Origin of the sequence: Caldalkalibacillus salinus (assembly GCF_016745835.1) — a bacterium.
Taxonomy (GTDB): domain Bacteria; phylum Bacillota; class Bacilli; order Caldalkalibacillales; family JCM-10596; genus Caldalkalibacillus_A; species Caldalkalibacillus_A salinus.
Window position 1 is genome coordinate 1 of record NZ_JAERVL010000013.1, and the last position, 25,524, is coordinate 25,524.

Sequence of the window (25,524 nt, forward strand, 5' to 3'; positions counted from 1 at the left end):
CTGTAGCTCTGGTTGAACATCACCATTAACAAGCCTTTCTTCTGTATCACCACTCTCGTATTGCGGCATTGTTTCATCATGTCTAGGTTGCTTTGACGCCGTTGCTAACCTAATGGAACTCAGCGTTTCTAACGGTTGGTCACTCTGAGAAGGTGAGTGCGAAGGGGACTGAGAGAGTAATGGCGGTTGAGAATGCTCTTTGTTTTTGTTTTCGTTCTCGTTTTCGTTCTTGTTTTCGTTTTCCTTTTCGCTTTTATTTGGCTGATGGTCCTGACGAGACTGATGAAATCCACGTACAGGTGATGGGACCGGCGTTGATTTTTGTAAATGGCCTTGGAAAAAGACTCTTTCTTTGTTCCAGTCGGCTGGGAAGTCTGTGCCCACGACATCAGTAGGGTCTTCTTCCTGAGTAACGTCTTCTTGCCCTTTAATCTCCATTTCTTCATGACGATCGGCTTTATCCTTTACGGCCATATAAGGGTTATGGGAAGCCCAACGTTGCCCTTCTTTTTGCCTTTGCTCTTCAATCCGTTGTTGTACCTCCGTCATGTCTACATTTTCCGTTACTCGCTGGTGGGAGTAGACGTAAGCGACACGCCCTTCTACGCGCTTCGCATCATGCTCAGATTTTATATTTTGTTGATGATGGTTCAGCGTACCGAGCTTAGACGCTCGGTATAGACTCTCTTCTTGGCTTGTCTCTTGAACCTCGTTCTCCCATCTATGTTTAAGTCTTTGAATCCATTGTTTTAACATTTCTCCATCCCCCGTTGCTCGTAATGTGTCTTGCTGTCTATGCCATTTTTTTATATGTAAATTTTGGCTCTTGCTATCGTTATTTCTTTCTTTATAACATAATTCATCGTATAATATAAGGACTCTTAAATGTTAGGAGGGATCAGCATGGCTGATACTCACGAATATACGCTTAAAGAAGAAATTGTGAATGCCATCACCCATGGGATTGGCTTCTTACTCAGTATAGCGGCCTTGGTGTTCCTTGTCATATACGCTGCCAAGGATGGCACAGCTTGGCATGTCGTCACATTTTCAATATACGGTGCGACCATGATTTTTCTTTATCTCTCTTCTACTTTAGTTCATAGTTTTCCTAGGGGTAAAGTCAAAGATATATTTGAAGTGTTCGATCATTCTGCCATCTATTTATTTATCGCTGGGACGTATACGCCCTTTACGTTGATCGTGATCGATGGTCCTTTAGGTTGGACACTCTTAGGAATCGTTTGGTCCATTGCCATTGTCGGGATTATCTTCAAGTCTTTCTTCGTTAAGAAATTCTTATTTTTATCGACGGTGCTCTATCTTGTCATGGGCTGGCTCGTCGTGACGGCCTGGGGTCCATTAACGAGTACCCTCCCTCCTGCTGGTATAGCCCTACTCGTCATTGGTGGTGTCGCTTATACCATCGGGAGTATCTTTTATGTATGGAGAGGATTTCCGTATCATCATGCAGTCTGGCATCTATTCGTTATTGGGGGTTCTGCGGCCCATTTCTTCGCCGTCATCAACTATGTACTCCCCGTACAATAAAAAAAGTTTTTCCCAATCTCCCTTTATATTCAAGGGTGATTTTTTTTGCGCAGATATGGTATGATAAACAAAAGTCAGAATTTTCGTTTACTTCTTACAAAAGGTAAATAGACCTTTTCTTGAATTTGCAGTGATATGATCTTATGAACATGAAAAAGTCGCCCAATTTTTTGAAACGATGGAGAGAAAGGAAGAGGGGTTATGAGTAGATTCAGAGTAAAGCAAATCGATACGATTTACCTCCCTGTGTCGAAACCCGCCGTTGCAGCAGATTGGTACGTACAGTATTTAGGGTTGGAAATGGTTCTTCCTGTACATCCAGAGTCTGACCAAGCTCATCTGAAATTAACACCTGAGCAGTCATTATTTTTGATACAATCAACAGATCGTCACTGTGCAACCTTTACTGAAGCGAACGGGCATGAGCAGTGTGTGTTGACATTAGAAGTTGAGAACTTCCAAGCTTGTTATGACTATTTAAGCCGGCACCGGGTCAATGTTTCAGAAATTATCAATCATCATGAATGCGGCATGAATTTTTATGTCTATGACCTTGACGGGAATAAAATCGACATCTGGAGCGGCTGGCCTGAATATCAAATGAAACCACATGGCATGAGAGAAAAAGTGCATGGCAATGTATAAAAGAATAATGGTTCCAATAAGCCCCCTTTCACGTTGAGGGGGCTTTTACCATGATATCGTGACTTTATAGTCTTGTGGAAATGATTCGAATTGGCTCGTATCATAGTTTTGATAGTTCTCGCTATTGCCTGTCACACCTAAGGCCTCACGGTGTTCTAAATTGAGCCTAATGTGGTCAGAATGCAATGGTCCTATATCCTTCTGTACCGTTAAGCTTAAAGTATTTCCTGTATGTGATATAACTTCAATAGTGGATTGTTCTTCTATCCCCAACTCATTCATGGTATGTTCATTGAGTAAAGCGATGTCTTCTCCTCCCTGTACATCGGACCTTGAAAGCGCGACAATGAATGCCTGACTCGGGATGTCTTCAACCTCTGCTGCTTCATCTTTTTCTGTTTCTTCCTCCTCCGATTGCTCCAACATCCTTGTCACCGACGGATGTCTGTCCTCAGCTTCAGTTGTGTCGGATGCAAATAGTGGCCAAATCATATTGAATAATGATTTCAGTCCAATGAGTATCACGATGACGATTAAAGCTTTTTTCCAATGAGCCTGAACGTGTGCCTTAATGGTGGGTAATTGTTCATATAACTTGGGACTCACTTGCTGGGTGATATCCTTCAGGTCACTTTTGGCATCTTCGACAAATCCTTCGAATTCTTCTTTTAATACTTTTTTGTCAAAAGGGGCTGGATTATCTGGTGTGGTTTGGTGATTGGTAGAATTTGAGCCTAACAAGGTGGTTGTTTGTGATGCAGCATGTTTATGGTTATCCTGATTCTCCGATTCTTCCTTTTCTTCACGTCCCGCTCTATTATTGGAAGCAACATATGAATATTTAGGTGTAGAAGATGTCTTGTGATGGTCGTTGAACGCCTTATCCTCATTCTCTTCCTTGAGTCGCAAACGGAGTGCATCATCCAACCATTGTTGACGTATAGACGTCTCACTGTGAGCGTAAAAGAACTGGAGTACTTTCTCTCTATGATTTTCATCGAGCATCTTACCTTTATTCAGCTCTGGGAGTACGTCATAAAGAAGATCAGGAATGATGTCCTCCGTCGGTGTGAGTATGACTCCTCTTTCATTGGTTTCATCTAACAAATGGTTATACTGATCGATTCCAATTTGCTGCAAGCTTTGGTGTTGAGCTAAGATAATGACCATCCCTTGCAACCAACCTATTTTTTCTTCATGCACGAAGAAGTATCTATTACTGATCCAGCGACACTGATTAGCCACTTCATATATGGGGCTTTCTTGGAACACGCTTTCAGTGACCCAATCCTCTTCATCAAATTGCAGGGTCTGTTCCTTCGACTCACCCAGTCGAAACACAAATATTTTTGATCCTGTGACCAAGACAAGGTCCGGCTTTGTATGGGTTAGTCCTTTTTCTTTATCTAGGTAAGGAATTTTCAAATCCGTAAAGTATTGGTTATCATCGCCCTCAGGAAAAACCTCTTTTATTTTGTCTATGATGCGTTGATTAAATTCTAGCCCTTGTTCATCGTTTCTCCTTACCATACTCTTATCCTCCTGCCATACTTTGCCCTTGAATACCATTGACAAATATTTCGACAAATTAAATGAAATTCCTTTATTTTTGGGCATAAAGTTCTATGCGATTCTTTGTACCCAATTATGATTTAGACTTAGGACCTATAACAACGTATGAACCTTTTTTACAATGCCTTAACCACTAGGCACTACGTATGAAAAGTTTAATATATTTTAAAAATATCATCAGATTGATAGACAAATCTCGAACTAATTCGATAAAATATGAGTAATGAGAGGAGGAATTATTTAACATGGATCCAATTTTACGTACATATTTAGGGTGGGAAGTGAGTATTACACTTGCATTGGAGATTAACGGACGTAAAGTATTACAAGGTAAATTAGAAAGTGCAGATCATAATGGGATTCTCGTTTGTCCCAACGGCAGTAAAATCTTAGAATTCTATCCCTACGATAAAATTTCTGCCGTGTCTATTAATAGAGGCTAAAGGGTAACCTTAGTCAGCATTAATTTTATAAGAAGACTCAATATAAATGAAGAACCCTCGGGCATGAGGGCTCTTTTTTTTTAGCTAATTATTGAGTTAAAAGTTAGGAGATAGCCGATTGCGAACCTGATTGAGCTCCAGTTATCTGTGGATGCGTTGCATCTTTAATGTGTTGTTCTAGCTCATTTGTCATTGTCTGTTGTACGTTTTTGTTCCAACCCAAGCGCTTGGCCATATAAGCTATGACCTCACCTTTCCACTGTTGTACTTCATGCACGTTAAAGAATAGTGAACCTGTACGTCGGACAAAGAAATCTGCGGGCGTCACGACCATTTCCTCTTCAATACTGTATACGAGTGCGAGAAACATTTCTGGTGGCAGTGCTGTCTGTTTGGCTTCTTCTTTTAATACCTTGAAACGATGATAAAGTCGGTCGACGTTAGATCCGTATGTGTGTACAAGCCGCTTTGCGGTTTCCTCGTTTAACCCTAACGACATGCCTAAAGCCGTTTTTTCCTGTACAAATGGTGGGAAGTGTTCGGAGCCGCCTACATGTCCTCCTGAAATCGGCATGTCCTTTGTCTGACAAGGTTTGAACCGGTCATGTTCTTCTTTTTCTAACTGTTGGGCGAGCATATTGACAATACTCTCTGCCATCTTGCGGTATCCTGTCAGTTTCCCGCCGGCAATGGTGATCAGACCCGTATCGGACTGCCAAATTTCATCCTTTCGAGAGATTTCAGAGGGGCCCTTGCCCTCTTCATGGATGAGTGGTCGAACACCGGCCCAGCTAGATTCTACATGCTCCGCTGTCACCTTAAGGGTTGGAAACATATCATCAATGGCGTCGAGTAGATAATCTAAGTCATCTTTTGTCATTTTAGGATACGCTAAGTCCTCCTGAAACACGGTATCCGTTGTACCAACGTAAGTTTTACCATCACGTGGGATAGCAAATATCATACGACCGTCCGGTGTATCGAAATAGATCGCTTGCTGCAACGGAAAATACTTCTGGTCAATGACGATATGCACCCCTTTGGTTAATTGGAGCGTCTTGCCCCGTTTAGATTGGTCTTTTTCACGCAAAGTGTCTACCCATGGTCCCGTTGCATTGACTACTTTTTTGGCATAGATATCGGACGTCTTACCGCTCACATGATCGAGGACACGAACCCCAACCACTTGGCCATCTCGATAGATTAGAGATTCGACCTGCGCGTAATTGACAGCGCTTGCGCCTTGAGCCACAGCTTCTTTCAATACTTCAATCGTCAGTCTCGCATCATCAGTACGATACTCAACATATACCCCACTGCCTTTGAGCCCTTCCTCTTTCAGGAGCGGCTCCTTATCTAGGGTCGCCTCGGCCTTTAACATCTGTCGTCTTTCCTGCTTTTTCACGTTTGCTAAATAATCGTATACCATTAAGCCAATGGATGTACTGAACTTTCCAAATGTCCCGCCTTTATACACCGGCAATAGCATCCATTCCGGTGTGGTAACATGAGGACCATTTTCATAAACGATGGCTCTTTCCTTACCCACACTGGCCACCATCTTAACCTCTAGCTGTTTGAGGTACCTCAACCCTCCATGAACCAACTTGGTTGAGCGACTCGATGTTCCTGCTGCAAAATCCTGCATCTCGACTAAGGCTGTTTTCATCCCGCGAGTCGTCGCATCTAAGGCCACCCCTGCTCCTGTAATTCCTCCTCCTATGACGAGAACGTCATAAGTTGTCTGTTCCATTCCCTCTATTAAAGCGCGACGGTTCATACTTGAAAAATGAGACATAAAACCACCCTTTCTATGATTATCCTTCATTGTGCCGTGAAAAAAATGGTGGATATACAAAAAGAGACCACGACAAGTGACAGGGCAATATGCCCATGCTTGTTCGTGGTCTCTCCTAGTCTCCGACCCATCATATTCATCATTTTGTCATGTTATTATAACACGGATGTGAGTGAATCGGTAGGGGCGTGCGGACTATTTGCTAACGCTGGAAAAAACGATATAGAGTGCCTTCTTCAATGCCTACCCTTAGCTGTTCCGCACCCACGTACGTTAAGCTAGCGAAAGCCACACTCCACAGTGTTATGCTCGCCAGCATCCAGGCGGCGGTGTGTTTTTTCGTTCCTCCTAAAACCATACTCATCAAAGCAGTCAAGTGACTCCCAACGAAAAATGGTCCTATGATCGCTAAACCTGGTAATCCGTACTTTCCCCAAATCTTCCTCGCTCTTCTTTCTCGCTTGGATTCTTTGACAACCGTGTCTTCATTATTTTTTTCAGTTTCAACAATAGTAGTAGCATTCAGTGTATCGATCTCTTCGTTCCTAACCTTCGCCTGTTTTCTGTTTTGTCTCCAGCGTTTAATTTTATCAATGAAGACAATCATCAGAATCACTGTAGCTAAGTTCCCTAGTAATGCTAGAAGCAAAACAGGTATAGGTGCCAACCCAGCTATTATTGCAATGGGGATGACAACGGCGACCTCCAAAAACGGTATTGCGGCAAGCAAAGCCACTAGTATATATGCCCAAAGCCATTCAATAATAATAGATCAACCTCCTACAGTCCTATTACGTTTACCTAAGTATAACATGTCAATATTGCACAAGTATGACAAAAACCCTTTCTCATTTAGGTACAAAGAACTAATTTTGTTCGCCTTCTACTCATTTCGACAAATCCCTTTACTCGACTTTATTGCGCTTGTAGCCGCCATAACCATCGCTTCCTCCATTAAGAAAGCGATCATAGATCCTGTGGCAACTGTGGCAATGGTTGTCTCCTACCATGATGCCGTCCAGGATGAACAGCCCGCTGTTAATATGAAAGAAACGCTAGCAAATGTGTCTAATGGATTTAAAAAATTATTAGCAAAAGAAAATGAACCTCTACCTCAATCATCTTCGGAAGCCAAAGGGGGCGTCTCGCTTAAAGGTTAATCTGGAACAAAACCTTAGTGATTAAGTTTGTGATTAACAGGGATGATGTAGCCCTATGCTCCTGACAGGTGATAGGACAAGGGCTACTCAGTCTCCTATTTATCGTTTCACAAATACCACATTATCGGTACCCTAAGTGATGTAGTTCATTGGCTATGACCTGATAGCCCTCGGCATTGGGATGTAGATGGTCAAGGAATAGCAACTCTTTCTCCCTGCCTTTAAACGCGTGATAAACATCCGTTACTTTGATATGCCCTCCCTCAAATGACCTTAATTCTTTGTTGAATCTTCTAATCCATTTATCTGCTAAAGCTGAGCCTGGATACGGGTTATATAAATCCACGAGCCTGATGATATAGCGCTTTTTTTGCTTCCGTTTAAGGTGGTCAATTTGCTCTAACATGGACTCAAGATTGATGAGGTGAATGTTGAGGGCACGCTCTAGCACTTTCTGATCATGAAAAGCGACGAAGGTATCTGACGCCCGACGTAAATCATTGCCACCTGCCGTAATGGTGATGATTCGAGCATGCTTGATCGCTTGCCGCACCACTTTGTATTCGAGCTTCTTCAAGATCTCACCCGTAGTGGCGCCGTGTTTGGCAAATATGAAATGGTGTATTTCTTTGCCCAGTGTGTTCTCGGCCATTTCTTTGTACCTTTTCACAAACCCTGACTTTAAGATTGCGCCGATTCCTAAGCTGAGAGAATCGCCCAGAGCCACATAAAAAAGAGCATTTTGACCACGCTTTTTCTTTTTTTTAGCCATCTTGATCGTCAACCTTTTCCTTCATAAATTCTATAGCACTCTTTATCTATATATTCAAGAAAGGAATAGGCCGTCACCAGACCATTGATTTCTCCTTTAGAGACGTTAAACTTAGAAACGTCGTTAGTTAGATTTTTACAAGTTGAAGATATCGGATAGCGTACGAAGCAATTGCAATGTCACATGCTTCAAAATGCTAGATATCCATTCTCCCTGCGATATGTGGCAACGTCATCCACGGTTATCATATTAATGCCATACTGATGTGAAAAAGCGATAAGCTCCTGCTCCCTCGCCATATGCCCATCTTCTTTCATGATTTCACAAATAACAGCGGCGGGATAAAGTCCGGCTAGGCGCATGAGATCAATAGAGGCTTCCGTTTGTCCTCTTCTTTCCAACACGCCATTCTGTTTGGCACGTAAGGGAAACACATGCCCTGGCCTAACAAAATCTGTGGCCTTGGCATCCGCATCAATCAATCTCCTAATCGTGGTCGCTCTCTCGTACGCTGAAATTCCTGTTGTAACCCCTTCTAGGGCATCGACAGATACGGTAAACGCCGTTTGGTGTGACTCCTCGTTTTTATTCACCATTTGGGGCAATTCAAGATAAGTGAGACGTTCTCCTAGCATAGGGGTGCAGATGAGACCACACCCATTCCGAGCCATGAAATTGATGTGTTCCCCAGTTACCATTTCAGCCGCGCAGACAAGGTCTCCTTCATTTTCCCTAGACTGATCATCCTGTATGATCACCATCCTCCCCTGTCTTACGTCAGCCATCGCTTGTTCCACTTTGTTCAGAGCGGTTTGTATCATTCAAAAACCTCCTTAAGATTTTTGAATTGAAACAACCTAAAAATGCCTCGCTGTGGTAACGGGGCATGAGGAAATAAGCCTTACGATTATATTTTTTAATCGTAAAGCCACTTGTACCTTCTCCCATCCGGACTATACCGTCGGCCTCAGGTTCTCACTAAGTCAGTCACCCTCCATCACTGGTCCGTCTACAATGCTAACGACAAATAAAACTTTGTGATGAGAAGGTGAGTCGCGGGCTTAAACCTCATGGTTATCACCGCCGGTTGGGACTTTCACCCGACCCCGAAGGTTGTATTCAATTCACTATCACTATATCATAATGCCATTAACATTTGTTTCCTTAATTTCAATCTTTGTTTAAGTCGCTTTAACCATTGGCATGCGTGACTGTCTCTGGTTGTTCACTATAGGTTTGTTCTCTCTCTTTCTGATCAGTTGTTCCGCTGGGATCTTGGTTGGACGTTCTCAACGGTATTTCTTTTAGAAAGAGGGTTAATAGGAATGCTACGGTGACAATGATGGCACTAAACAGAAACACAAAGGTCAAGGCGTCGCTTAACGCGACTTTCAACGTATCAATCAGCTGATCAAAGGCAGGCCGCATCTGCTCTGCTAGCCGTTGTCTGATGCCTTCCAAGGCAGCTGCGTCCATGAGAATCTGTGGATTTTGCATATCTAACTCTCCGGCAACAGCAGACGATGGCATGGTCACATCCGTTTTGTTTAGCCGATCAATTATCCTAGAACTCATCATATACCCCATAATAGCAACACCGACCGTTCCCCCTAATTGTCTACATAACTGGGAAGTGGCTGTGCCTACACCTAAATATTTGTGTGCGACCGCATTTTGGACCGTCAATGTGAAGATAGGCATCGTCAGTCCTAATCCGATGCCGGTGACAATGAGATTGAATATGAGTACAGGTATCGTTGTATCAGGTGTTAGGCTGGTATTGAGATAGATGCCTGTGGCCATAATCCCAAAACCGAGTAAAGCTATGATTTTATACTTCCCTGTTTTGGTGATCAATTGTCCAGCTAGTGCACTACAACTCACCATGGCAATGGTCATCACCATTTCAATTAAGCCTGAGGTTGTGGCCGATCGCCCTAGGACCCCTTGCACGTAAAAGGGGACGTACATGATAACACCGAACATGGCCATTCCTGCTAAGAAAGAGATCGTATTAGAGACCGATACGACACTATTGCTGAACAAATGCAGAGGCACGACAGGACTTTTGACTCTTTTCTCCACCATAATAAAACTGATAAGAGACAGTAACGAGAGTGTAAACAGCCCTATGATTTGATAAGACCCCCATGCATACTCTGTACCGGCCCAACTAAATCCGAGTAATAAACTAAGGATAAATAGGGTCAGTATAAAGGAGCCTAAGAAATCAATTTTTTCTTTTTCCTTAGGTTCCGCTTGTGGATAAAGTCTTAAAATCATAAAGAAAGCGATAATCCCAATCGGAAGGAAAATCCAAAAGACCCATGACCAATGCATGTGGTCCACAATGTAGCCCCCTAATGTGGGGCCAAACAAGCTAGAGAGCCCAAAGACACCCCCCATGAGCCCTTGCCAACGCCCTCTTTCTCGTGGGGCAAACAGGTCTCCTATCGTCGTAAAGGCAGACGACATGATCATCCCACCACCGAATCCTTGTAACCCTCTAAAGATGATTAATTGATAGATATGACTTGAAAAACCACTGAGCACAGCTCCTATCATAAAAATACAAATCCCTGTTAATATGAAAATTTTACGTCCGTATATGTCGGATAATTTACCGACGAGTATCGCTGTCACGCTTGATGTGAGCATATATATGGTAAAGACCCAGTTAAAATACTCCATACCACCAATGTCCGCCACAATTTTAGGTAGTGACGTGGCCACAATGGTCATATTGAGAGCAGCAAATAGCATGACAGACATAATCGCGATCATAATGGTCACTTTTTTTCTCATATCTAAATGTTCCAAGAAGCCATCCTCCTAATCAGACGAATGCTCTGCCTGATATTGATCTAATGCGTGATAAATCTTATTGAGTGAATGTACCGTTGCTGCCAACTCTTCCTCTGAGAATTGGCCGAAAATCGATTCAAACACCTTCACATGCGCTTTTTTTTGATTCAACACGTACGCAAGCCCTTTATCAGATAACGAAATCACAACCATTCTACGGTCATTGGCGTCTCTTCCGCGTTCAATGAGCGCTTGTTTTTCCAGTTTATCGGCGATCCCCGTCGCAGCCCCTGGTGTGATACCGAAATAATGGGCGATGTCTGTCATTTTCATCTTGCCATGCTCGTATATCATAAAGAGTAGGAATAATTGCCCGGGTGAAAGCTCTTGAGCATTCTGTTTCATCACATCGACACTCGAACGGTGCACTTTCTTTAAGGATATCAACAACTGTTCGTAGACGTTCATATCTGCATCTTGACTCATATTAGTCCTCCCATTGCATATCTTTATCTATGTCTATCGTCTTATCATTCTTTTACTAAACAAGTTATATCACTTAAACTTATAAGGCATAAATATTTTATTTACTAAAATATTTATATGTTAAATATAGTGCCTTCCCGAATTAATGTCAATAAAAAGGCATGATAAAAGAGAGGGGTCTTGCACCCTCTCTTTTTGCTAATCATGATATGGATGGATAAGTCCCTTCATTTCTTTTCATTTCTCCTACACACTAAAATACCGGCCCTCAGGATGAGCAAACACCATGGCTGTGACGGACGCTTCTGGCTCCATCATAAAACCTTCGGTCAAGTCTATTCCGATGTCTTCAGGTTGAATCAGCTCAAATAGTTTAGCTTGGTCTTCAAGGTCAGGGCATGCTGGGTACCCGTATGAGACACGAACCCCTTGATATTTCGCCCCGAAGCGGTCTTGCATTGTGAAATCTGTCGGATCGGGAATCCCCCACTGGTCACGCATCAGGTGATGAACGTATTCAGCGAATGCTTCTGCTAATTCTAACGCTAACGCTTGTAAGGCATGACTGCGTAAGTATGCCCCTTCTTCTTTCCACTGTTGAGCGAGTGAACGAATGCCCTCCCCCGCTGTAACGGATAGAAACCCTACATAATCCATCTCTCCACTGTCTGCTTGTCGTATAAAGTCTGCGAGACATAAGTAGGGGGCTTTTGTTTGTCTCGGGAAGCGAAACGTTTGAATGACCGTTTGAAAGTCTTGTGGGTCGTAAATCACGATGTCGTCATCCTTGGCCTGTGCAGGAAAGAACTGATACATCCCGTGTGCTTTAATGATTTGATCGCGCTCGACCTCTTCTAAGATATGATCAACTTCTGCTTTGAGCGAGAGGGCTTTTTCATTTTTTTGCTCCAATAGGCGCTTCACCTTGCCTTGTAATCCTAAATGTTTGCCTAATAATGTTTGCCAATTGAGATACGGCAACAGATGAGCGATAGAGAACTGCCTCAAAACATGCCGATTAAAATCCGGAGGGACCTGCACTGGCACCGATTGTGACACGTCTGACTTGGCACGCGTGGCCACAGCTTGGGCTTGGGAGACAGCCACTTCCTGATTGTAGCGTTCCCGTTGCGCTCGCTTTTCCACCAACTCAGACTCCAGCTTTTCTCTTTCGTCCTCTTGTTGTAAACGACTGGCTAGGGACAATCCATCCATGGCGTCTTTGGCGTAGAGCACAGGGCCTTCATATTCCGGCGAAATTTTATTCTCAGTGAATTTTCGCGACAATGCTGCTCCCCCTACAAGGATGGGAACGGATATGTTTGACTGACGTAAGTCTTGGGCTGTTAACACCATTTGTTGCGCTGATTTGACGAGTAGGCCTGATAACCCTACGATATCCGGTTGTTCTTGCCTAACCGCTTGGATAAGCGTTTGGGGCGTCACTTTTATCCCTAGGTCGACCACTTTAAACCCATTGTTACTCAAAATGATTTCCACTAGATTCTTGCCTATATCATGAACATCCCCTTTCACAGTGGCTAAGATGACCTTTCCCTTTCCACTGTCATCTTTGACTTCCATAAACTGCTCTAAATAGGAAACGGCTGCTTTCATGACTTCAGCACTCTGCAAGACTTCAGCTACGATAAGCTGATTGTCATTGAATAATTTTCCCACTTCGGCCATCCCTGTCATGAGTGGCCCATTAATGATATCCAGTGGGTCAGAAAAGACGTGTAAGGCTTCCTCTAAATCTGGTATTAGGCCTTCTTTCGTTCCTTCGATGACGTAATACGCTAAGCGCTCCTCAAGGCTCATATCAGTTTTTGGTTGTTTGTCAGTTGACTTTTTGCCGCGATAAAAGTTGGTCAAGGTGGCTAGAGTGTCGTCCGTTGTTGCAAATAATAATTGCTCGGCCATGACTCTCTCTTCCTCTACAATCGAAGCGTAACGCTCTAGTTTCTCAGTGTTGACGATGGCGTAGTCTAATCCTGCTAGAGTACAGTGATAGAGATACACCGCGTTAACGACTTCACGTCCGACAGGAGGTAGACCGAAGGATACGTTACTGACGCCAAGTATGGTCAGACATTCAGGTAAAGCTCCTTTTATCAGACGTATACCCTCGATGGTCTCCTTAGCCGCACCGATATACTGCTGGTCTCCCGTGCCCACTGGAAAGACGAGCGGATCAAATATTATATCCTGTGCCGGAATCCCGTATTTGTGGACAAGCAGGTCATGCGAACGTTTGGCGATCTCTAACTTGCGTTGCGCCGTGGTCGCCATGCCTTCCTCATCTATCGTACCCACAATAATCGCAGCACCATACTGACGCACGAGTGGGAGTACTTTTTCAAATCGTTCTTCACCGTCTTCCAAATTAATAGAGTTGATAATGGCTTTACCCTGACAGTATGTCAGAGCCTTTTCAATGACCCTCTCATCTGTCGAATCGATCATCAGCGGCACCTTCACTTTGTTGACCACCTGTTGTAAAAAGGCCTCCATATCCTCCAACTCTTCCCGATCGGGATCCGCGAGGCACACGTCTATAACATGAGCGCCCCCTTTGACTTGGGCCCGGGCGATCTCAGAAGCTTCCTCATACTTTCCTTCGGCTATTAACCGCTTAAATTTACGAGAACCGATGACATTGGTTCGTTCTCCGACCATTAGGGGTCTCATATCTTCCTCATAAATCAGCGGCTCAATGCCAGATACTGCGTGAGGATGGCGAGATGGTATCTGTCGAGGAGCATAGGGTTGAACGGCTTCTCGGATGGCACGAATATGCTCAGGCGTGGTCCCACAACATCCGCCGACCATGTTCAGCCAGCCCTTCTCCGCAAAGGCGGCCACTTTTTTGGCGAGTGAATGAGGGGATTCATGGTAATGGCCTTCTTCATCGGGTAACCCTGCGTTTGGGTAGCAGCTCACCGCCGTCGTGGCTAGTTCAGAGAGCGAACGAACATGATCGCGCATAAACTCTGGTCCTGTGGCACAGTTCAGCCCTACCATTAAAGGGTTCATATGCTCACAGGACAGGTAAAAAGCTTCAATACTCTGTCCGGCGAGCGTACTTCCCATAGGCTCAATCGTCCCGGACACAATGAGCGGTACGGAGATATCTAACGCTTTAGACGCGCGCTCGATGCCTAGGTATGCGGCCTTAACGTTACGCATATCCTGACTCGTTTCTAGTAGCAAGACATCCACCTTTCCTCTTAAGAGACCCCGCGCTTGTAGCTCATAAGCTTCGATTAACGCTGCAAATGTGACCCCACCCGTCACTGAAATTGATTTGGTGGTGGGACCCATGGCACCAGCTACGAACCGAGGCCAATCTGGCGTAGATACTGTATCTGCTGCCTCTCGTGCAAGTTGAGCAGCGACAAGGTTAATCTCCTCTGACAAATGTCCTAATCCGTAATCGTCTAGCACGATATTCGTGGCACCAAAAGTATTCGTTTCAATTAAATCTGCACCCGCTTCAAGGTACTGTTCATGTATATGTTTAACCACTTGGGGGGCTGTAAGGTTTAGATATTCATTGCAGCCTTCATACGCCTCACCGCCGAAATCCGACGCTTGCAAATCGGCGTTTTGTAACATCGTTCCTGTGGCTCCGTCAAATACGATAATTTTCTGTTCTAACTCTTTTTCAAATGATGTTTTACCCATGGTTGACCCCCTCTATCAATCCTTGCTCTTGTTGGTGATGCGTTTGTTTGGCGTAGTGTGTGAGTTCAGCGCTCAATTCATAGCGCAGGAACGGTGTGATCAAATACAGACGTGTAAAGTATTGCTGCACCACATCAACCAATGATTTGGCTATAGCCAACCCCTCTTCGGTTGCCCGCTGTGGATCATCTTTGTATTTTTCCATCCGTCGACGCGTCTCATCTGACAACTGTATGCCTGGTACTTCATGATGTATAAACTCGGCGTTGCGATAGCTTGTTAACGGCATAACGCCCACATAAATAGGTGTAGATAGATGCTTCGTATGCTCATAGATCTCTATAATTTGGTTTTCATCATAGATCGGTTGAGTGAGAAAGTAGTCTGCTCCTTGGCTTGCTTTCTTCTCCGCCCGCTTAACCTCCTGTTCTAGATGACGTACATTGGGATTAAAGGCGGCAGCCACCGTAAAATTGGTTTTCCTTCCTAATGATTTACCCGAAAAAGCCTGACCTTCGTTACACTGTTTAATCATTCTAATCAATTCTAAGGATGACAAGTCATAGACGGAGCTCGCTCCCGGGACATCCCCTACTTTGGCCGGGTCTCCCGTGATGACTAACACATCCTCCAAGCCCTGTGTCGTTAAACCCATTAAATGAGACTGTAACCCAATAAGATTTCGATCACGACAAGCAATATGGACAATTGGAGGAACATTGAGACGCTCTTTGACCATAAGCGCCATAGACTGATTGCTGATCCGGGGTGAGGCTAATGAATTGTCTGCTAAGGTAATCGCATCTGCGCCGGCCTCCTTTAATACCCGCGCGCCTTCCATAAAGCGCTCCGTGTTTAGCGTGCGCGGCGGGTCTAATTCCACGATGACGTGCGGGCGTGTGTCGTTATGGTGGGGCTCGATTTGACCACCAGCGTACACAACAGGGTCGGATCGTAGCGCCATGTTTTCACCCTGGTCCTCGTTGTCATCACCTACAGTAACAGTTGATGTCTCTCTTTCACTTTCTATCCTTTTATGATCTATCACAGCATTTTTAGCATGGTCCAGCTCTATTTCCTTAAAAAGTAGGGGACGTCGGTCTGAGACGGCTTTTGTAATGGCTTTAATATGGTCTGGTGTCGTGCCACAACATCCGCCTATCACACGTACCCCCTGTTCCCACAGTGCTCGTGCTGCCTCCTCAAAGTAGGCTGCGTTGGGGGCGTACTGGTATCGACCATCCCGATAACTTGGGAGACTCGCATTTGGATAGGCTGATAAGTAAGCGTGTTGTGGTAGAGGGACCTTTTCCAATGATTGAATCATATGATGAGGACCTAACCGACAGTTCAGGCCAACGACGTCTGCGCCATATGCTTCTAATTGTGATATTGCCTGGTGCAAATGAAGTCCCCCTTGAACGTAACCCACCCCATGCAAAGTCACTTGGGCCACGATGGGCTTGGAAGTCATACTGCGCGCACACTTCAAAACGGTCAGTAACTCTTCAAAGTCATAGTACGTCTCTAACAGCAAGCCATCCACACCTGCTTCTAACAACAGGTTCAACTGCTCCTGAAAACACTGTTCGATATCCGCTAGACGTGTCGTCTTACTTGGTAGCCCACGAATCCCCCCCATAGTGCCAAACACATAGCGGCTCTCGCTGTCCTTCGCTTGAGCGCCCTGGACCGACTGCTTGGCTACACGAACCGCCTGAGTATTGATTTCAGCAACACGATGTTCCAGTCCATAAGGTGCCAGCTTCTCAGTGTTTGCTGCATACGTATGGGTCTGTATGAGCCTCGCCCCTGCTTCAACATACGCACGATGAATGTCATAGATTTGTTCTGGATGAGTCAGGTTCAACGCTTCATAACACTGACCGACACCGTAAGAATACAGCAACGTCCCCATGGCCCCGTCCGCTACGATCATGTTTTGCTTCAGATCATCTATAAAGTTCACGATCTGACCCCCTCTACTGCTTGACTTGCAGGAGGTGTACCCTTGTTTTCTGGTAGATATCCACGGTCTCGGTCTGCTGTCCCTTCCCTTAGCGCTTGAAAGGCCTGAGTGAAATCAGCGATAAGGTCCTCGAAGTGCTCCAAACCAACAGATAATCGCAGTAAGCCATCCGAAATCCCCCGCTTCTCTCGTTCTTCCTTGGGCATGGCCGCATGTGACATCATAGCTGGATAAGACAGAATCGATTCTACTGCCCCAAGACTAACGGCAAAGACAGGTATGTTAAGGTGAGAGACAAATCGATCAACGGCGGCCTTATTCTTTAAGCAAAAGGAAAAGACGGCCCCCGGTCCTCTTGTCTGTTCAGCGTGACAGGCACTTCCGGGATGCCCTGGTCGTCCGGGATAATAGATGTGCTGCACTTCTGGAATCGTTGAGAGGAAATCTACTAGTTTCCATGCCGTCTCTTGAGACTGTTGTAAACGGACATGTAGCGTCTTTAACCCTCTCAACACGAGCCAACAGTCCTGTGCACCCAAGACGGCACCAAACGTATTTTGTAGGAAGCTTATGTCTTCAGCCAACTGTCCATCTTTCACCACAACGAGACCGGCTAAGACATCACTATGTCCAGATATAAACTTTGTCGCACTATGCACGACAAGGTCAGCCCCTAAGGATAAGGGTTGTTGTAAGACGGGAGTTTGGAACGTATTATCGACAAAGGTCAGACATCCATGCTGTTGAGCGAGTTGGCTAATAGCCCGTATATCTGTGATTTTGAGTAAAGGATTTGACGGTGTTTCAATATAGATCACTTTTGTCGTAGGCTTTAAATGAGCCTTCACTTGCTCAATGTCCGTCATATCTACAAACGTGTAGTCGATGCCAAAGCGCCTTAGCACGCCTGTCACCATACGGTAAGTTCCACCGTACACATCTTCAGATATGAGAACGTGATCGCCTTTAGAAAACAATAAGAATGCTGTTGAGATGGCGGCCATGCCTGAGGCAAAGGCAAAACCTCTCGTCCCCCCTTCCAATTGAGCGATCGTCTCTTCTAGCGCTTCCCGTGTTGGGTTGCCTGAGCGGCTGTAATCATAGGTGCCTAACGTATCCGTCTGACGCTGGTGAAAGGTTGAAGCGTGATGAACGGGTACACTGACTGCTCCCGTATCCGGCTGGACAGCATGCTCATTGTGAACCAACTGCGTCTCTGTTCGCACATGATAGTTTTGCTTACTCATCTATAGACACCCCCTTAGTTGAGGCCGTACCGGATGCCTTAACGTCAGACTGCACAGATGGTGAATGCGCCATTTTATTTTGCGTTTGGTTTATGGCCTGTGAGTCTGCTATGACTTTTGTATCTTCTATGGCTTGTGTGTTTGCTATCGCTTGTGTGTCTGCTATGGCTTGTGTGAGGGCTTGATCAAGATCATCGATGATATCTGTACTCTGCTCAATCCCTACTGAGATACGCAACAGTCTATTACACACGCCATTTTTGATACGAATATCCGCAGGTATATCGGCGTGTGTCTGCGTCGCCGGATAAGTGATAAAGGTTTCTACACCACCGAGACTCTCAGCAAAGGTAATAAGCTGAAGGTGCCTAAGCAACGGCCCGACCGCCTCTTCTTTTTTTATCCTAAAAGAGGCCAATCCCCCAATCTCAGGGTAGAACACGTCATCGACGTATTCATGTGCTTTGAGGTAGGCAACCACTCGCTGGGCATTGGTTTCCTGTTTTTCTAAACGGAGTGCTAAAGTTTTCATCCCTCTCATGAGCAACCAGGCGTCAAGTGAAGACAATGTCGATCCTATCGCATTATGCAAAGTGGCAAGTCTCTCACATAAATCAGCTCCTTTGGCCACAATAAGACCAGCTAACACATCATTATGTCCTCCTAAATACTTGGTCGCACTATGTATCACAATATCGGCTCCTGAACGAATCGGCTGTTGCCGCAAGGGTGTATTCAGCGTGTTATCCACGATGAAAGTGAGCTTGTGAGCTTGGGCGATAGCGCTTAAAGCTGCTAAATCTGCCTGATGCATCAAAGGATTGGTTGGCGTCTCTATAAAAATCGCTTTGGTATGACTACTGAGCGCTGTTGTGAATGCCTCAGGTTCACGGATATCGACGTAATGAAAAACAATCCCATAGCACTGGCGTAAATGCTCAAACAAACGATACGTCCCGCCATAAAGATCCTGACCAACGATGATCTCATCTCCTTGTTCAAACAAGCTTAATACTAATTGGATGGCGGCCATACCTGAGCTACAAGCGAATCCTTGATCTCCTTTTTCTAGATCTGCAATGGTACGTTCTAAAACGTCACGTGTAGGATTACCCGTGCGCGTATACTCGTACCCTGTCGATTGTCCTAGTCCACCATGGCGGTAAGCCGTAGAGAAAAAAACAGGTGTACTGACGGTTCCAGTTTCAGTCTCACTACGATTCCCAATCTGTGCGAGCTGTGTTTCTAACTCGTACGATTTCTCTTTTTGTCTTTTCATGCTCATCCCTCTCATCCCCCTATCCATCAAATAAAAAGAGGCCCTCATACTGACACATACGTTTTAAAACGATGTCATGTACGAGAGCCTCCGGTTGTCCGGTCAGCACTCTGCTGCTATATATTGACGCGTTTTTAGCATTGTTTCTAAATCCTAAGCCAAGTACAACAAGCTAAGTATAATGCGTTATATACAGAACTACGATTGACGCTTATCCTTTTGCTTGTTTCCTTTTTCAAGTGGGAATCTTTGTTTATCCAAGCGATGAATCTCTACGATTTGTGAATCGTGTACCACAATCTGTACTGAGCCATACTCCAATCCTGATAAAGCTTCGGTTATTCTGTTATACGTTTCGTGAGGGATTGTACTAGTTTCATTTTTAGGCATGGTTTCTCCTCCTCCACTATGATGTTCAGAGGCGTTTTTTTTTAAATAAAAAACGACCTCTGATAAGAGGTCGACGCTTATAAGTTTATTTTTAGTCCGACCTCTCATCTTTCAGAACCAAGCGTTCTGCTGGATTTGGCACCTTTTGTGTGGACTGTCAATCGAGAAGCCACACAATGGTTGCCGAGGTATCATAGGGCCAGTTCCCTCAACCTCTCTTGATAAGAGTTCTTAATGAATATGTGATTTTCAATTTGTAATTTTAACCAATTATACTCCTGACTTGAGGTCTCGTCAATGTATTTTTTAATTTATTTTTAATTTTTCTACACTTGATGTTAAACGCGCTTGTATTTGATCCTCTATCCATAAACTTATGAGCGGATGAGGTAGAATCGCTCTCCCTCGGACGTAACGCACCGACTGTAAACGACTTGGGATCACATGAGAGGTGAAGTAACCCTCAGCGATAAAAAGAGGTAAAACCACCATGGGAGCTTCTTGATTGACCTCTTCCAGGGATCGGATTTTACTTGGCAGTTGATCAGGAAGTAAGGTGGCATAGCTTACGTGCTCTAGACCTGTCTCTTTTTTCAACTGTCGCACGATGCTTGCTAAAACCGTTTGCCACTTTGTCAGCCAATGAGCCTTATCACTGCCATGAGCGACGAGCAATACAGGCTGATGGCTACTTTGCATCACCTGCCCTAGGCGCTGACGGAGGATGGACACTAGATTAGGATGATCATCAATCGGAGGACACCACTGTATTCTGGCATTCGTCCGTACTCTGGGGACGTCTGTTGGTCTTACACACCGCCGATTGATTCCAAGTATATATTGGATCTCCGCGAGATGCGTACTCCCTGAACAAACGAATAGCGGAACAACGATAATGTCTTGCACCCCTTGTTGTTCAAGTTTTTGCACACCTTCGGCGATGCTTCTCTCCTCAACAAGCTCCAAATAGCTGATCACCATCGGAATGGGTGATCGCACCCGCCGACAAAGCCGGTCAATTTGCTTAACCCAGTTCGGATTGCGTGAGCCGTGAGCGATGATGAGCACCCCTTGCCTTAAATCACCGCGAGACAAGCGTAGATTTGAATACATCCCACTCATGATAGACTCCTTTTGGTTCTTTTAACTGCTGTTCGGTAAATTGTAAAGCCTCACTAACTGTGGGAAAACGGCCACAGAAATAGTAACGCACCGCTGTGTTAAAAAGCACTTGGGCTCGAAAGTCGGCAATGTCTGCTGATGTATCCCCTTTTAAAATGCGCTGAATGATTTCAATTTGTTGTTCGAGATTTAACGTCTCTCGTGAACGATCTCTTTTGCGCTTAAGCCCGTAATCTTCAGGATCAATTTCCAATGCGTGAACCTCTTCGGGGGTCACCTTATAGTAGAAGCTCTTTCGATGTAAGGGGAGATCCTCTGAGCCTTCCACTCCCTGAACGATATATGCTTCCCGATAACCTAAAGCTCTCACGAGTGCCACATGTAAGTCGATGACAGTACGGTGAAAAACGCCGACGATTAACGTATGCGCCTGTGTGATATTAAGTAATTTCTCAACCGTGTTCAGAAATGTACGCACCCCGATTTCTTCTCGAATATGACGAATCTGGGCAAGTGGGGCACACAAGTGCTCTGTGAGCGCAAAACCCATGTTCGTCTCCTTCAATTGTTGATTGAGATCCTGTAATGTCTCCGACGTTGGCAACCCTAAGCCTTGGGCCATATCAGCCAACGATACACCCCACTTAGGAGGTAAACTTGGACTACTATGCGTATAGACCGGCACCCCACTCTGGGCCATTAAGATAGCTGAGGGAAGGGTAGCTGCAAACGTATGGCGCCCCGTATAAGGACCCGCTAAGTCTATGATTGGTTTAGAATGAAAATTTGTTGCCAATGTCTGTGCATTGGCGTTATTCATGATAGGGGCTCTCAGTCGTTTACAAAAAGCGAGCACCTCATCCACCGACTCCGTTTTCAGGCGTTGTGCGACGAGGAACGCCCCAATTTGCGCGTCCGTTGCTTCACCTGAGATGATACGTTCCGCTACTGATTCAGCCTGAGCATACGTCAAGTCTTTTGAACCTTTCTTTCCCCTGGCTACGATTTTTAACCATTGCTCCATGTTCAGTTCCCCCTTAGCCTACATGCTCAAGTCATCACGCCATCATTGCCTTTTCTACGCTTAGGCCATTGATATGTTAGTGGTTAGGACGCTTCTACTCCGATGGCAAGGATATCGTCTAGTTTTTGCTGGAGATGTGCCACTCCTACGCGTTGCACAAAGGCATAAAAGTCCTCACCGACATGCTTGTGTGCACTGAAGTAAGTGAGGAAATCTTCTAATACACGACCAATGGCCTCTCCGGGTATCTTCCCTTTTAATTTTTGGTTAAACGTTGGCGTCTCATGTAAAGTCCCACCGACATAAATTTCAAAAGCCTCCACCATTTTTTTATCTTTATTTTTCATGAGTCCCCCTTGGAGGCCAATATCGGCAATTTGCCTTTGCCCACAAGAATTGGGACAACCCACCATGTGAATGCGGACCGGCACATCAAGTGAGAGGCGCTCATCAAGCTTGAGGGCGATCTGTCTCATTCGCTCTTTCGTTTCAACGAGGGCAAGGTTGCAGTATTCTATGCCCGTACAAGACACGGAGTAGCCTATGAATCGGTTGGGCTCGGTTGTAAACCTCTCAAATATCTCTTCCTTCAATACCGTGTCAACTACCTCAGACGGTATGTGCGGTATGATGATGTTTTGCGTGTTACAATTGCGTAATTCGCCTTGACCAAACTTTTCCGATATACGTGCGAGTTCATATAGATCTGCCGACGTCATACGCCCCATAGGGACATTAGCCCCGATGTATTTCAAACCAGGTTGCTTTTGGTCGTGAACACCGTAAAAATAACCGCCATTCCAGCCCTCAAAGCAGTTGACGCCCCGAGATGGTAGATCGATATGTTCTAACAGCTTTTCTTTAAACTTTTCCACTCCCCAATCATGGACCAGAAACTTTAAGCGTGCCCGATGTCGCTTGTCACGATAACCATGGTCACGGAAGATGGTGGTCACGGCAATGGTGACATCCTTGACTTGTTCAGGGCGTACGAACACATCTAGTTCTTGTGCGAGATAAGGCTTAGAAGATAGCCCTCCACCGACATAAACGTGAAAGCCACGTACTTTTTCTCCATCTATGTCCTTCATTGCCGGGATGAAAGACAAGCAATTGATTTCTGCATGCTGGGCGTTATAGACATTAGATGAGATAGATATTTTATATTTTCGCGGAAGGTTAGAGAAATCTGAATTGCTTTGAAAATAGTGATAGATGTCCTGCACCATATCCTGCGTATCCACCAATTCATGTGGATCAATGCCCGCTAAAGGGTTACCCACAATCGTACGCATAATGTCACCACAAGCGCCAACGGAAGATAGCCCTACTTCAGATAAACGATCGAAAATATCAGGGATGTCTTCTATTTGCAGCCAGTGGAATTGAATCGCTTGCCGCGTGGTAATATCTATGACATCACGACCATAATCTTTGGCTATAGACGCTAATACTTTCGCTTGATCATTCGTCATGATCCCTGAAGGAATGTTCACTCTCATCATAAAATAGCCGTCTTCCTTTGGTTTTTGGAGATATAAACCTGCCCATTTAAAATGGGACCAAAGTTCCTTGGGGATGGATTGAAATCCTTCTCGGGCGAAAGTCGGGATGTCCTGTAGGATCTCCAGACCGTCCTTTTCTAGCTTCATCTTTTCTTCTTTGCTTAGTTTTTCTTGCTGGGCCCATACTTTGTTATAGCTCACACTTTCCCCTCCGTTCTCAATATTTCTTGATTGTTCAGATAGGTTACAATCTGCTCTACAGCTTCCGCCACACTGACCTTATCCGTTTCAATTACAATTTCAGGGTTAACCGGCGCTTCATACGGTGCACTAATACCTGTAAACTGCTGAATCTCTCCCTTTCTCGCTTTACGATAGAGGCCTTTAGGGTCTCTTTTTTCACACTCGGATAACGGACATTGAACATACACCTCGATAAAGGCTTCCTCATCTAGTAGTTGTCTCACCAGCTGACGATCACTCTGATAAGGAGAAATAAAAGCCGTCATGACAATCAATCCTGCATCAACCATTAATTTGGAGACTTCGCCGATACGACGAATATTCTCTCGTCGATCAGCTTCACTAAACCCCAAGTCCTTATTTAAACCGTGGCGAACGTTATCTCCATCTAAAACATAGTTATGGGTCCCCATTTCATAAAGTCGTTGGTCTAAAGCGTTGGCGATCGTTGATTTGCCAGACCCTGAAAGACCAGTTAACCATATCGTGCAGCCACGATGGCCATTTAGATTAGCACGATTTTGTTGGTTCACTTGGCTTTGATGCCAATAGACCTGAGACGTAAGCGTCGTGCTCATACTTTCACCTCCATTCCTTGTATCAACACATTCGCAACTTCAGGCCTGCTGAATTCTGGTGGCGGCGCTTCACCATGCCGTAGCATCTCGCGTACTTTTGTACCGGATAGTATGAGCCTTTCCGACGCCTCGTGAGGACAGGTCTTACTCGAAGCCATATTGCCACACGCACGGCAGTAAAAACTATGCTCAAAGAAGAGGGGTGTAATCCCCAGGTCCTCGTACGTAAAAGAGGTAAATATCCGTTGCGCATCGTATGTACCGTAGTAATCCCCGACACCAGCGTGGTCACGGCCCACAATAAAATGTGTGCACCCGTAATTTTTACGTACAAGGGCGTGGAATATGGCCTCACGTGGACCAGCGTATCTCATAGCGGCAGGGAATACGGCTAAGTGGACCCTATTCTGTGGATAATAATGTTCCAAAAGCACGTCATAGCTTTTCATACGAATGTCGGCTGGTACATCGTCAGCCTTTGTTTCACCTACGAGTGGGTGAAGCAAAAGACCATCCACTATTTCCATCGCTGATTTCTGTATATACTCATGGGCTCTGTGTACAGGATTTCGTGTTTGAAACCCCACGACCGTTTGCCAACCGAGTGATTGAAACGCTTGTCGAGTTTCTTGCGGGTCTTGGTGAACGGTCGGAAACGCTTTTTCCGGCTTTCTTACAAGTGTCACCGGTCCTCCAAGATAGACCTCTCCGCGTTGGAATAACTTTTGCACCCCTGGATGCGCCTGATCGGATGTTCCGTAAACATGAGTAGCTTCTGATGTCTTATCAGGTTCATAGATATCTTCAACGTCTAATACCCCATAAACTGTTCCGTTGTAAGATAAACGAACACGTTCTCCAACATGTAATGTCTCCGCATGAAGACGAGAGACGGGCAAAGTGATCGGAATACTCCACACCAGACCATTGGCTAGCCTCATGTTTTCAACGACGGGAGTGTAATCTTCTCTCGTAAGAAAACCTTCAAGAGGACTATAAGCCCCGTTGGCAATAAGAGTCAGATCAGATAGTGCCATAAGGTCTAAAACCACTTCTCGTTCAATTGTGCTTAGGTCCAGGTTTAAGTTGGTTCTGTCTATTAAATGTCCCCCGTGTGGGATGCTCTTGCTCACATCTATCACTCCTTGCAGAAATATTTAGTTGCAAATAACCCTCCAAAGTAGGTGAATTTACAGTTGCCTTTGACTTTATGGATTGAGATTGGATTAAGGCCAAGATTAAGGCTAA

General features: G+C 45.0%; 22 protein-coding genes and 2 riboswitches. Of the genes, 4 read left to right on the forward strand and 18 right to left on the reverse strand.

Annotated elements, in window-relative coordinates; all coding sequences use genetic code 11:
• A partial coding sequence (locus tag JKM87_RS09395) for a hypothetical protein (protein WP_202080100.1) occupies window positions 1-756 on the reverse strand: 756 nt, incomplete at its 3' end.
• 147 nt (window positions 757-903) lie between these two features.
• Here JKM87_RS09395 and trhA point away from each other — a divergent pair.
• Both trhA and JKM87_RS09405 read left to right on the forward strand, forming a co-directional pair.
• Window positions 904-1,551 carry a PAQR family membrane homeostasis protein TrhA gene (gene trhA / locus JKM87_RS09400; protein WP_202080101.1) on the forward strand — a complete coding sequence of 216 codons (648 nt, stop codon included), beginning with the start codon at window positions 904-906 and terminating at the stop codon, window positions 1,549-1,551.
• A gap of 201 nt (window positions 1,552-1,752) precedes the next feature.
• A complete protein-coding gene (locus JKM87_RS09405; RefSeq protein WP_202080102.1) occupies window positions 1,753-2,196 on the forward strand; it encodes a VOC family protein in 444 nt (147 codons plus the stop codon).
• 45 nt (window positions 2,197-2,241) lie between these two features.
• Here JKM87_RS09405 and JKM87_RS09410 read toward each other — a convergent pair whose 3' ends face one another.
• Window positions 2,242-3,726, reverse strand: a complete 1,485-nt coding sequence (locus JKM87_RS09410; protein WP_202080103.1) for a hypothetical protein — start codon at window positions 3,724-3,726, stop codon at window positions 2,242-2,244.
• Window positions 3,727-4,013: 287 nt separating this feature from the next.
• On the opposite strand from JKM87_RS09410, the gene JKM87_RS09415 reads away from it, so the two are divergent.
• Entirely contained in the window at window positions 4,014-4,211 is a 198-nt protein-coding gene (locus JKM87_RS09415) for an LSm family protein (protein ID WP_202080104.1), read from the forward strand.
• 103 nt (window positions 4,212-4,314) lie between these two features.
• Here the strand turns inward: JKM87_RS09415 and JKM87_RS09420 are convergent, their stop codons facing one another.
• A complete protein-coding gene (locus JKM87_RS09420) occupies window positions 4,315-5,991 on the reverse strand; it encodes a glycerol-3-phosphate dehydrogenase/oxidase (RefSeq protein ID WP_419761851.1) in 1,677 nt (558 codons plus the stop codon).
• Window positions 5,992-6,211: 220 nt separating this feature from the next.
• Window positions 6,212-6,718, reverse strand: a complete 507-nt coding sequence (locus JKM87_RS09425; protein ID WP_336885157.1) for a small multi-drug export protein — start codon at window positions 6,716-6,718, stop codon at window positions 6,212-6,214.
• Here JKM87_RS09425 and JKM87_RS17900 point away from each other — a divergent pair.
• Window positions 6,603-7,169 carry a hypothetical protein gene (locus tag JKM87_RS17900; protein WP_236838733.1) on the forward strand — a complete coding sequence of 189 codons (567 nt, stop codon included), beginning with the start codon at window positions 6,603-6,605 and terminating at the stop codon, window positions 7,167-7,169. The genes JKM87_RS09425 and JKM87_RS17900 overlap by 116 nt on opposite strands.
• 121 nt (window positions 7,170-7,290) lie before the next feature.
• Here JKM87_RS17900 and JKM87_RS09430 read toward each other — a convergent pair whose 3' ends face one another.
• The 14 genes from JKM87_RS09430 to sat form a co-directional block, all read right to left on the reverse strand.
• Window positions 7,291-7,941, reverse strand: coding sequence for a GDSL-type esterase/lipase family protein (locus JKM87_RS09430; RefSeq protein WP_202080106.1), 651 nt, complete (start codon window positions 7,939-7,941; stop codon window positions 7,291-7,293).
• Between the two features lie 188 nt (window positions 7,942-8,129).
• Window positions 8,130-8,762, reverse strand: coding sequence for a 3,4-dihydroxy-2-butanone-4-phosphate synthase (gene ribB, locus JKM87_RS09435; RefSeq protein WP_202080107.1), 633 nt, complete (start codon window positions 8,760-8,762; stop codon window positions 8,130-8,132).
• A 111-nt stretch (window positions 8,763-8,873) separates the two neighbouring features.
• Window positions 8,874-9,059: riboswitch (FMN riboswitch) on the reverse strand.
• A gap of 73 nt (window positions 9,060-9,132) precedes the next feature.
• Window positions 9,133-10,761: an MDR family MFS transporter gene (locus JKM87_RS09440; protein ID WP_202080108.1), complete on the reverse strand. Its 1,629-nt coding sequence runs from the start codon at window positions 10,759-10,761 to the stop codon at window positions 9,133-9,135.
• 12 nt (window positions 10,762-10,773) lie between these two features.
• Entirely contained in the window at window positions 10,774-11,232 is a 459-nt protein-coding gene (locus JKM87_RS09445) for a MarR family winged helix-turn-helix transcriptional regulator (protein ID WP_202080109.1), read from the reverse strand.
• A gap of 246 nt (window positions 11,233-11,478) precedes the next feature.
• Window positions 11,479-14,919 (reverse strand): methionine synthase, encoded by a 3,441-nt coding sequence (gene metH / locus JKM87_RS09450; RefSeq protein WP_202080110.1) that lies wholly within the window; start codon window positions 14,917-14,919, stop codon window positions 11,479-11,481.
• A complete protein-coding gene (locus tag JKM87_RS09455; protein ID WP_336885155.1) occupies window positions 14,912-16,888 on the reverse strand; it encodes a bifunctional homocysteine S-methyltransferase/methylenetetrahydrofolate reductase in 1,977 nt (658 codons plus the stop codon). Before JKM87_RS09455 ends, metH begins: the two co-directional genes overlap by 8 nt.
• On the reverse strand, window positions 16,885-18,135 hold the full coding sequence (gene metC / locus JKM87_RS09460; RefSeq protein ID WP_202080111.1) for a cystathionine beta-lyase: 1,251 nt from the start codon (window positions 18,133-18,135) through the stop codon (window positions 16,885-16,887). Before metC ends, JKM87_RS09455 begins: the two co-directional genes overlap by 4 nt.
• On the reverse strand, window positions 18,128-19,414 hold the full coding sequence (locus JKM87_RS09465; protein ID WP_202080131.1) for a methionine biosynthesis PLP-dependent protein: 1,287 nt from the start codon (window positions 19,412-19,414) through the stop codon (window positions 18,128-18,130). Before JKM87_RS09465 ends, metC begins: the two co-directional genes overlap by 8 nt.
• A 198-nt stretch (window positions 19,415-19,612) precedes the next feature.
• Window positions 19,613-19,804 (reverse strand): YezD family protein, encoded by a 192-nt coding sequence (locus JKM87_RS09470; RefSeq protein WP_202080112.1) that lies wholly within the window; start codon window positions 19,802-19,804, stop codon window positions 19,613-19,615.
• 101 nt (window positions 19,805-19,905) lie between these two features.
• Window positions 19,906-20,032, reverse strand: a riboswitch (SAM riboswitch).
• Window positions 20,033-20,110: 78 nt separating this feature from the next.
• Entirely contained in the window at window positions 20,111-20,926 is an 816-nt protein-coding gene (locus JKM87_RS09475; RefSeq protein ID WP_202080113.1) for a sirohydrochlorin chelatase, read from the reverse strand.
• On the reverse strand, window positions 20,886-21,950 hold the full coding sequence (locus JKM87_RS09480; protein WP_202080114.1) for an anthranilate phosphoribosyltransferase: 1,065 nt from the start codon (window positions 21,948-21,950) through the stop codon (window positions 20,886-20,888). Before JKM87_RS09480 ends, JKM87_RS09475 begins: the two co-directional genes overlap by 41 nt.
• A gap of 83 nt (window positions 21,951-22,033) precedes the next feature.
• On the reverse strand, window positions 22,034-23,656 hold the full coding sequence (locus JKM87_RS09485; protein ID WP_202080115.1) for a nitrite/sulfite reductase: 1,623 nt from the start codon (window positions 23,654-23,656) through the stop codon (window positions 22,034-22,036).
• On the reverse strand, window positions 23,653-24,276 hold the full coding sequence (cysC, locus tag JKM87_RS09490; RefSeq protein WP_202080116.1) for an adenylyl-sulfate kinase: 624 nt from the start codon (window positions 24,274-24,276) through the stop codon (window positions 23,653-23,655). Before cysC ends, JKM87_RS09485 begins: the two co-directional genes overlap by 4 nt.
• Complete coding sequence (sat, locus tag JKM87_RS09495) at window positions 24,273-25,409, reverse strand: sulfate adenylyltransferase (protein WP_202080117.1); 1,137 nt, start codon at window positions 25,407-25,409, stop codon at window positions 24,273-24,275. Before sat ends, cysC begins: the two co-directional genes overlap by 4 nt.
• Between the last annotated feature and the right edge of the window lie 115 nt (window positions 25,410-25,524).

What these genes read in the sequence shown, in the direction of transcription:
- trhA (WP_202080101.1), top strand. Translation starts at nt 904, where the DNA reads ATGGCTGATACTCACGAATATACGCTTAAAGAAGAAATTGTGAATGCC.
- JKM87_RS09405 (WP_202080102.1), top strand. Translation starts at nt 1,753, where the DNA reads ATGAGTAGATTCAGAGTAAAGCAAATCGATACGATTTACCTCCCTGTG.
- JKM87_RS09410 (WP_202080103.1), bottom strand. Translation starts at nt 3,726, where the DNA reads ATGGTAAGGAGAAACGATGAACAAGGGCTAGAATTTAATCAACGCATC.
- JKM87_RS09415 (WP_202080104.1), top strand. Translation starts at nt 4,014, where the DNA reads ATGGATCCAATTTTACGTACATATTTAGGGTGGGAAGTGAGTATTACA.
- JKM87_RS09420 (WP_419761851.1), bottom strand. Translation starts at nt 5,991, where the DNA reads ATGAACCGTCGCGCTTTAATAGAGGGAATGGAACAGACAACTTATGAC.
- JKM87_RS17900 (WP_236838733.1), top strand. Translation starts at nt 6,603, where the DNA reads ATGAAGACAATCATCAGAATCACTGTAGCTAAGTTCCCTAGTAATGCT.
- JKM87_RS09430 (WP_202080106.1), bottom strand. Translation starts at nt 7,941, where the DNA reads ATGGCTAAAAAAAAGAAAAAGCGTGGTCAAAATGCTCTTTTTTATGTG.
- ribB (WP_202080107.1), bottom strand. Translation starts at nt 8,762, where the DNA reads ATGATACAAACCGCTCTGAACAAAGTGGAACAAGCGATGGCTGACGTA.
- JKM87_RS09445 (WP_202080109.1), bottom strand. Translation starts at nt 11,232, where the DNA reads ATGAGTCAAGATGCAGATATGAACGTCTACGAACAGTTGTTGATATCC.
- metH (WP_202080110.1), bottom strand. Translation starts at nt 14,919, where the DNA reads ATGGGTAAAACATCATTTGAAAAAGAGTTAGAACAGAAAATTATCGTA.
- metC (WP_202080111.1), bottom strand. Translation starts at nt 18,135, where the DNA reads ATGAGTAAGCAAAACTATCATGTGCGAACAGAGACGCAGTTGGTTCAC.
- JKM87_RS09465 (WP_202080131.1), bottom strand. Translation starts at nt 19,414, where the DNA reads ATGAAAAGACAAAAAGAGAAATCGTACGAGTTAGAAACACAGCTCGCA.
- JKM87_RS09470 (WP_202080112.1), bottom strand. Translation starts at nt 19,804, where the DNA reads ATGCCTAAAAATGAAACTAGTACAATCCCTCACGAAACGTATAACAGA.
- JKM87_RS09475 (WP_202080113.1), bottom strand. Translation starts at nt 20,926, where the DNA reads ATGAGTGGGATGTATTCAAATCTACGCTTGTCTCGCGGTGATTTAAGG.
- JKM87_RS09480 (WP_202080114.1), bottom strand. Translation starts at nt 21,950, where the DNA reads ATGGAGCAATGGTTAAAAATCGTAGCCAGGGGAAAGAAAGGTTCAAAA.
- cysC (WP_202080116.1), bottom strand. Translation starts at nt 24,276, where the DNA reads ATGAGCACGACGCTTACGTCTCAGGTCTATTGGCATCAAAGCCAAGTG.